At 68.2% G+C, this 7,785-nt stretch carries 6 protein-coding genes; 4 read left to right on the forward strand and 2 right to left on the reverse strand.

Annotation, left to right across the window (positions count from 1 at the left end; translation table 11 throughout):
• Positions 1–34: 34 nt before the first annotated feature.
• Positions 35–1,189: a CBM35 domain-containing protein gene (locus ACIBX3_RS37990; protein ID WP_397125366.1), complete on the reverse strand. Its 1,155-nt coding sequence runs from the start codon at positions 1,187–1,189 to the stop codon at positions 35–37.
• Positions 1,186–2,931, reverse strand: a complete 1,746-nt coding sequence (locus tag ACIBX3_RS37995; RefSeq protein WP_397125367.1) for a glycoside hydrolase family 97 catalytic domain-containing protein — start codon at positions 2,929–2,931, stop codon at positions 1,186–1,188. Before ACIBX3_RS37995 ends, ACIBX3_RS37990 begins: the two co-directional genes overlap by 4 nt.
• Before the next feature lie 168 nt (positions 2,932–3,099).
• On the opposite strand from ACIBX3_RS37995, the gene ACIBX3_RS38000 reads away from it, so the two are divergent.
• Genes ACIBX3_RS38000 through ACIBX3_RS38015 form a run of 4 tightly spaced genes read left to right on the forward strand, consistent with a single transcriptional unit; the run spans position 3,100 to position 7,666 of the window.
• A complete protein-coding gene (locus tag ACIBX3_RS38000; protein ID WP_397125368.1) occupies positions 3,100–4,395 on the forward strand; it encodes an alpha-L-fucosidase in 1,296 nt (431 codons plus the stop codon).
• A 19-nt stretch (positions 4,396–4,414) separates the two neighbouring features.
• On the forward strand, positions 4,415–5,836 hold the full coding sequence (locus ACIBX3_RS38005) for an ABC transporter substrate-binding protein (protein ID WP_397125369.1): 1,422 nt from the start codon (positions 4,415–4,417) through the stop codon (positions 5,834–5,836).
• Positions 5,833–6,750, forward strand: coding sequence for a carbohydrate ABC transporter permease (locus ACIBX3_RS38010; RefSeq protein ID WP_397125370.1), 918 nt, complete (start codon positions 5,833–5,835; stop codon positions 6,748–6,750). Before ACIBX3_RS38005 ends, ACIBX3_RS38010 begins: the two co-directional genes overlap by 4 nt.
• 10 nt (positions 6,751–6,760) lie before the next feature.
• Positions 6,761–7,666 (forward strand): carbohydrate ABC transporter permease, encoded by a 906-nt coding sequence (locus tag ACIBX3_RS38015; RefSeq protein WP_397125371.1) that lies wholly within the window; start codon positions 6,761–6,763, stop codon positions 7,664–7,666.
• Positions 7,667–7,785: the final 119 nt, after the last annotated feature.

A 7,785-nucleotide genomic window follows, 5' to 3' on the forward strand; every position in this document is an offset into this window, starting at 1 on the left:
CGCCCTTGGGCACGGGGACTGCTGAGATCTGGCGTCATGAGAGCGTCACCCTGTCGAGGTCGGGCGCACTGGCGCCGTCGTTGAAGAGGCGGACGCTGTTGGCGCCCGCGTTGAGCTGCGCCGAGACGGTCGCGGAGACGGGGCTGCTCCAGCTCGTGCCGGTCATCGAGACGGTCTGGGGGGCGCCGCCGTTCACACTCACGTGGAAGGCGCGGGTGCCGCTCACCAGGCCGTGCACGGTGAGCTGCCGGGCGCCGGCCGCGGGCGACTGGACGGTGAGGGTGACGGCGTTGCCGGCGCCGCCGCCGATCCAGCCGACCTTGGTGCCGCCCGAGCAGCCGGAGCAGGACGCGGTGCGGGCTGTACCGCTGAAGGAGCCCTGCTCGGCCTCGTACGAGGAGGGGTCCTCGCCGCCGCCGGTGAGCTGGTGGGCCTGCAGGTTCCTGATCAGCAGGTACGTATCCTGCAGCCCGGAGCTGTTGATGCTGCGGTAGATCCCCCACTTCGGGCGGAGGTACTCGTCGTCGCCCCGCCACAGGTCGGTGCCGTCCATGCGCCGGTCGACGAGCGTGGTGGACCCGTCCCTGAGCGTCCAGCGCAGGTAGCCGTTGTCGGACGCCTTGAACTCGAACGTGGTGTCCAGCCACTTGCCCTGGATCGGGTTGAGGTTCGTGTTGCCGACCTCGTGGGTCTGCTCGGACTCGTCCCAGTACCGGAGGTTGATCTTGGGGGTGCCGCCGGAGATCGGCAGCGACATCGTGTAGAGGGGCGCGCCGGAGCCGGGCGTCTTCATCTGGGCGATGTGGGTGAAGCTGCTGGTGGCGTCCAGCGACGTGGGGATGTACATCTGGTAGCTGATCCGCCAGGTCTGGTTCTCCAGGATCTTGATGTACGAGCTGCCGCTGCCGGTGCGCATGCCCTTGACCTCGTTGCGCTGCCGGTCGGAGCCGTCGCGGTCCTCGGTGTGCATGTCGAAGCGGTAGGCGTCGCCGGAGACGTAGATGTGCGTGACGCCCGGGTGGGAGTCGGCGCGGTCGTCCTCGATGCCTTCGAAGGCCTCGGCCACGCTGTCGCCCGGCGGGCTGGGGCTCCAGCGCGGCGTCCAGGCGGCGGCCGCGGCGGGCGGGACGGACAGGGCGGTGAGGGCGAGGGTGAGGGTGGCTAAGACGCCCGGGATCGATTTCTTCATGGAGTCTCTCTCCTGAGGTGCAGCGTGAACCCGCCGTTGGGGGCGACGGCGAGGTCGAGCTTGTCCCCGGCCGGGACGGTGACCGTCTCGACGTCGATCCGGTCGCCGGGGGCGTCGCGGTAGATCTCGGCCGCCCACTCCCCCTCGTCGAGGAAGTCGAGCGGCACGGTGAGCGTGCGGGCCTCGCCGGACACGCCGGCGGCGACGTACCAGTCGGCGCCGCTCCTCCTGGCCAGCAGGATGTGGTCGGCGGGGTCGCCGGACAGCAGCCGTGTGTCGTCCCACGCGGTGGGCACGGCGGACAGCAGGCGCAGCGCCTCGGGCCTGGCCCGGTAGGCCTCGATGGAGTCGGCGAAGTGCTGGACGCCGGACTCGAAGAGCACCGACAGGGCGAGCTCGAATCCGGCCGAGATCGCGCGGACGCCGGTGAACGTGCACGGCGTGAAGTCCATCGGCCCCTGGACGTTGCGGGTGAACGCGAGCGACAGGTAGTGGGTGGCCGGGTAGAGCGGCTCCTTGCCGGGTTTCGGCTTGATCCACTCGGCGCCCTTGACGGCCTCGGCCGTCATGAACTGCGGCCAGGTGCGCTCGGTGCCGCGCGGGATCGTGCCGCCGTGGAAGACGACCATGAGCTCCAGCCGGGCGGTGGCGGCCAGGATGTCGTCGAACCAGCGCATCCGGTCCTGGCCGTCGGACTCGGTGAAGTCGATCTTCACGCCGGCCGCGCCCCACTCCTTCCAGAGCGCGAGCTTCTCGCGGTGCTCCAGTTCGGTGTCGACGTGCTGCCAGTGCGACCAGAGCCAGACGCCGACGCCCCGGTCGCGGGCGTAGGCGATCAGCTCGGGCATCCACTCCTTGTTCCAGCCGGCGTCGGCCAGCACGTACGGCCAGCCGTGCTCGGCGGCGAAGTCCACCCACCGCTTCTGGGCGTCCAGGTCGCGGGTGGAGGGCCCGTCGGACCACCACGACCAGGCGGCGGCCCCCGGGCGGATCCAGGAGGTGTCCTCGACCCTGGAGGGCTCGGCGAGGCTCGTGACCAGGTCGCTCTCCACGATCGCGGCCAGGTCGCCGACGATCGCGGTGCGCCACGGGGTGACCAGCGGGCTGGCCGCGGTGACGTACGGGTCGGGCAGGTCGAGGCGGAATGCGCGGCCGTCGAAGCGCAGGCGGGAGCCGGCGTAGCCGCTGTCCAGGCCGGATTCGGTGATCAGCAGCCAGGCCCCGCCGGTCTGGAAGAGGGACGGGTAGCCGTACAGGATGGGCTCGGCGGCGGCGACCGTGGTGTGCCGGTGGATCTCCTCGTAGTCGCAGCGGCCGTTCTCGTACGGCAGGAGCACCGCGCGGGCGTCGCCCGGCACGACATACTCCGAAATTTCGTGCATTACGGTGACCGGCCCCGTCCACGGCACCACGTACCGGTACGCCACGCCGCCTCCGCCGACGCGGACCACCACGTCGAGCCGGTGCCCGCCCTTGGCGAACGACAAGGTCCACTCCCCTGCCGTGTACCGGTGCTCGCGCCGCTTCCCGATCACCGTCCGGTAGGACTCCTCGACCTGCCGCTCCGACATGCCGGCGAGTTCCAGGCCCGTGGTCAGGTCCGCATGGGCGACCCTGAGGCCGAGCCGGGACGGCTCCACCACGGCTTTCCCCGCGTGCCGCAGCTCCAGCGTGAGCTCTCCCGCCGAGGAGAGGTCCAGCCTGGCTTCCAGGTCCCCGTCGCTGAGCGTCCAGTTCGGCACGTGCCCTCCAGGAGGTCAAGAGATAGGAGGAGTTGATCGCGGCACGCTCTCAGCGGGCACTGCGCACTAGAGATGTCCCAACTCTCCTCACAGTGGGCAAGAGCCTAGGTTGAGACAGGTTCGAATTCAATTCTTGACGAAGTTAATTACCGGGTCTACGGTACGGCCATGCCTCACGGAGTGCCACAGGACGACCACATCCATCCGATCTCTGCCGCCCGGCTGGCCGAGTTCCGTGAGCAACGGTTCGGGTTGTTCGTGCACTGGGGCCTGTACGCGCTGGCCGCCCGCCACGAGTGGGTCAAGCAGCGCGAGCGCCTCACGGACGCGGAGTACCAGCGGTATTTCGACCACTTCGACCCCGACCTGTTCGACCCGGACGCCTGGGCGGAGGCGGCGGCCGGGGCGGGCATGCGCTATCTGGTGCTGACCACCAAGCATCACGACGGGTTCTGTCTGTGGGACTCGGCGCACACCGGCTGGTCGGTGGCCGGCACCCCGCACGGCAAGGATCTGGTCGGCCCGATCGTCGAGGCGTTCCGGGGCCGCGGGCTCGGGGTGGGCTTCTACCACTCGCTGATCGATTGGCACCACCCGCACTTCCCGATCGACGGCCTGCACCCTGCGTACCACGAGGGCGTCACCAACCATGACCGAAATATCGAGATTTACCAGTCCTATTTGCACAGCCAGGTCGAAGAGCTGCTTACCCGCTACGGCCGAATCGACACCATGTGGTTTGACTTCTCCTACTCCAAGCGGGTAAGGAACGGCCGGCTCACGCCAGGCGGCAAGGGCGCCGCGGACTGGCGCTCGGAAGAGCTGGCGGCGCTGGTCCGCAGGCTGCAGCCGGACTGCCTGATCAACGACCGCCTCGAGATCCCCGGCGACTTCACCACGCCCGAGCAGTTCCAGCCTCCGGCTCCGCCCGGCCGGGTCTGGGAGGCGTGCCAGACGCTCAACGGCAGCTGGGGCTACGACCGCGACAACCTCGACTACAAGCCCGTCGACCTGCTCGTGCGGATGCTCGTCGACACCGTCTCCAAGGATGGCAACCTCCTGCTCAACGTCGGGCCCGACGGGCGCGGCGCGTTCGATCCGCGGGCGCTGGAGACGCTGCGCGGCATCGGGCGGTGGACCAGGCTGCACGGCCGGTCCATCTACGGCGCCGGGTCGAGCACGTACGAGGCCCCGCCGGACTGCCGCTACACCCAGCGCGGCGACCGGCTCTACGTGCACCTGTTCGCCTGGCCGTACAAACATCTGCACCTCCCGGGACTGGCGGGCAAGGTGCGTTACGCCCAGCTGCTCAACGACGGCTCGGAGGTCCGCATCCTGGTCCCCGACCCGGCGGTGGACAGCGGGCACACGAAGCTGGGCGCGCTGCCGCCCGGCACCCTGACCCTGCAGCTCCCGGTGCAGCGCCCCGACGTGGCGGTGCCGGTGATCGAGCTCTTCCTGTGAAAGGCCCACCCCCATGGAGATGAACCGTCGGCAGATGCTGGCCCTGGCGGTGGCGGCCGCGGCCGTGCCCGCGCTGTCCGCCTGCGGCGACAGCCGCCAGCAGAAGCAGGCCGCGGCCCCGGTCAAGTCCGGCGCCCAGGTGATCGACCCGAACCGTCCCAGCAGCGACGACTGGCCGTTCGAGGAGGCCGAGCAGCTCAACAACTCGCTGACCTGGCCGAAGACGGACGTCCCCGACCCGGCCTCCAAGGTGGTGATCACGCTCGGCTTCACCACGGACGCGGTCACCGAGGTACGCAACGCGCAGTTCGACTTCTTCTTCAAAAAGCGCCACCCGAACATCGAGATCAAGCGCGAGTCGGCGCCGTTCGACCAGTTCCTCACCAAGTACATGGCCCAGGCGGCCGGCGGCACACTGCCCGACGTCCTCTACAACCACTACTCCTGGACGCAGAACCTCATCGCCAACAAGGTCCTGCAGCCGCTGGACGACTACATCGCCAAGACTCCCGAGTTCGACATGGACGACATCCCGCAGGCCGGGCTCGGCTACTTCAAGCGCGACGGCGCCCTGTACGGGCTGCCCACCGACATGGCGCCCAAGCTGCTGTTCTACAACAAGGACCTGTTCGACAAGGCCGGCCTGGACTACCCGGACGAGAGCTGGACGTGGGACAAGCTCTTCGAGACGGCCAAGAAGATGACCAGCGGCTCGGGCGTGGAGAAGATCTACGGCGTCTCGCCGATGCCGAAGCCGTCGCCCGACCTGAGCTCCGTGTACCTGATGCCGTTCGGCGGGCGGTTCCTGGACGCGGCCGAGTCCAAGGTGATGATCAACGAGCCGGCCGCCAGGGACGTCATGGCCCGCTGGCTGGACCTGCTGCTCAAGGACAAGGCGACGCCGAGCCTGGCCGAGCTGCAACTGCTGGAGAAGGTCGATCCGTTCAAGTCCGGGCACGCGGCCCTGTTCATCAACGGCGCGTGGGTCATGCTGGAGCTGTCCAAGCAGAAGGCGTTCAAGTGGGGCACCACGCAGGTGCCCAAGGGGCCTGACGGCCGCACCACCCCGGCCGTGGGCAGCGCGCTGGTGATGACGGCCTCGTCGCAGAACAAGGACGCCGCCTGGATCTACATGCATGAATACCTGTCGGCCTCCGGCTACAAGTTCCGCCGGATCTCCGCGCCGGCCCGCCAGTCCGCGTGGGAGGACAACGCCAAGGCGCTGGGCATCCCGGTGGAGGAGGCGAACCTGGTCAAGAAGATCATGGCCGACTACGCCTCCGACGACGGCGTGCTGCGGCTGCCGGCCAACAAGAAGGTCGTGGACACCGCCCTGCCGATCTGGGAGCGGGCGCAGCTCGGCAAGATCAGCGTGGACGACGCGCTGAAGGAGATGGCCGACAAGGTGACACCGGTCCTGGCCGAGAACAAGATCGCATGACCGCGATCAGCACCGGTGTGTCCCGGCGGGCCGGCACGACGCTGGCCCGCCGGGAGGCCCGGCGCTTCCACCTGTTCGTCTCGCCGTGGCTGATCGGGTTCGTGCTCTTCAGCGCCGGGCCGATCCTGGCCGCGGTGGTGCTCAGCTTCATGGAGTGGAACCTGCTCCAGCCTCCGAAGTGGGTGGGCTTCGCCAACTACGAGCGGATGCTCAACGACCCCGAGTTCTGGGAGTCGATCGGGAACACCGTCGAGTACGGCCTGGGCGCGGTGGCGCTCGGCGTGACGTTCACGTTCCTGCTGGCGTTGCTGCTCAACCAGCCGCTGCGCTTCCAGGGCCTGTTCCGCACCGTGATGTACCTGCCGTCGGTCGTGTCCGGCCTGGCCACCGCGCTGCTGTGGCTGAACATCCTGCACCCCGACTACGGGCTGATCAACAAGCTGCTGGCCTCGATCGGCATCCAGGGCCCCGGCTGGCTGGCCTCGCAGGAGTGGGCCATCCCCGGGCTGGTGCTGATGAGCGTGTGGGGCGCGGGCAACACGATCGTCATCTACCTGGCCGGCCTGCAGGGCATTCCGAAGACGCTCTACGAGGCGGCCGAGATCGACGGCGCCGGATGGTGGCGGCGGTTCTGGAGCGTGACCGTGCCGATGATGTCGCCGGTCATCTTCTTCAACGTGGTGACCGGGTTCATCGCCGCGCTGCAGAGCTACGTGCTCATCCTCGTCATGACGGAGGGCGGTCCCGGCAACGCCACGATGGTGCTGGGCCTCTACATCTACCGGCACGCCTTCGTCTACTTCGACATGGGGTACGCGGCCACGCTGTCGTGGGCGATGTTCCTGCTGGTCATCGTCGTGACCGCGATCCAGTTCAGCCTGGCCAGGCGCTGGGTGCACTACGAGTTCAAGTGAGGTCCCCCCGATGCTCCTCGAGACCGCGCCCAAGCCCGCGCGCACCAGGCCGGCGGGTACGTCCCTGACCTCGCAGCAGGCCGAGCGCATCAGGCGGATCCGGCGCTCCGGCGCGTACATCCTGCTGATCATGACCTCGGCGGTGTTCCTGCTGCCGTTCCTGTGGATGCTCACCACGTCGCTCAAGTCCGACGCGGACAACCTGGCCTTCCCGCCCCAGTGGTTCCCCGACTCCTTCCATTTCGAGAACTACGTCAAGGGCTGGACGGGGTCGCTGCCGTTCACCAGGTTCCTGCTGAACACGATCCTGATCACCGCGCTGTCCATGGCCGGCAACCTCATCTCGTGCATCCTGCCCGCCTACGCCTTCGCGCGGATGCGGGCGCGGGCGGCCGGCTTCATGTTCGCGGCGCTGCTGGCCACCATGATGATCCCGCGGGAGATCACGCTCGTGCCGAAGTTCATCATGTTCTCCGAGCTCGGCTGGGTGGACACGTACCTGCCGCTGGTCGTGCCGGAGTTCTTCGGCGTGGCGCTGTACATCTTCCTGCTGCGGCAGTTCTTCACCACCATCCCGCAGGAGCTCATCGACGCCGCCCGCATCGACGGCGCCTCGGAGCTGCGCATCCTGTGGAGCGTCATGCTGCCGCTGGCCAAGCCCGCGATCGCGGCGATCTGCCTGTTCTCCTTCGTCGGCAACTGGAACCAGTACCTGGAGAACACCATCTACCTCCGCTCGATGGAGAAGATCACCCTCGCGCAGGGCCTGGGCATGTTCAGCGGCCAGTACGTCACGCAGTACAACCAGATGATGGCCGTCGCGCTCCTGTCGATGCTGCCCATCCTCGTCGTCTTCTTCCTGGCCCAGAAAACGTTCATCCGAGGCGTCACGCTCACCGGTATCTCGGGAAGGTAGATCTTGCACAACGTCAAGGACAAGTACGAACGTCAGCCGTACCGCAGATGCGGCCGCAGCGGCCTGCTCCTCCCGGCCATCTCGCTCGGCCTGTGGCACAACTTCGGCGAGGGCAAACC

This window comes from Nonomuraea sp. NPDC049480, from assembly GCF_044465905.1.
Taxonomy (GTDB): Bacteria; Actinomycetota; Actinomycetes; order Streptosporangiales; family Streptosporangiaceae; genus Nonomuraea.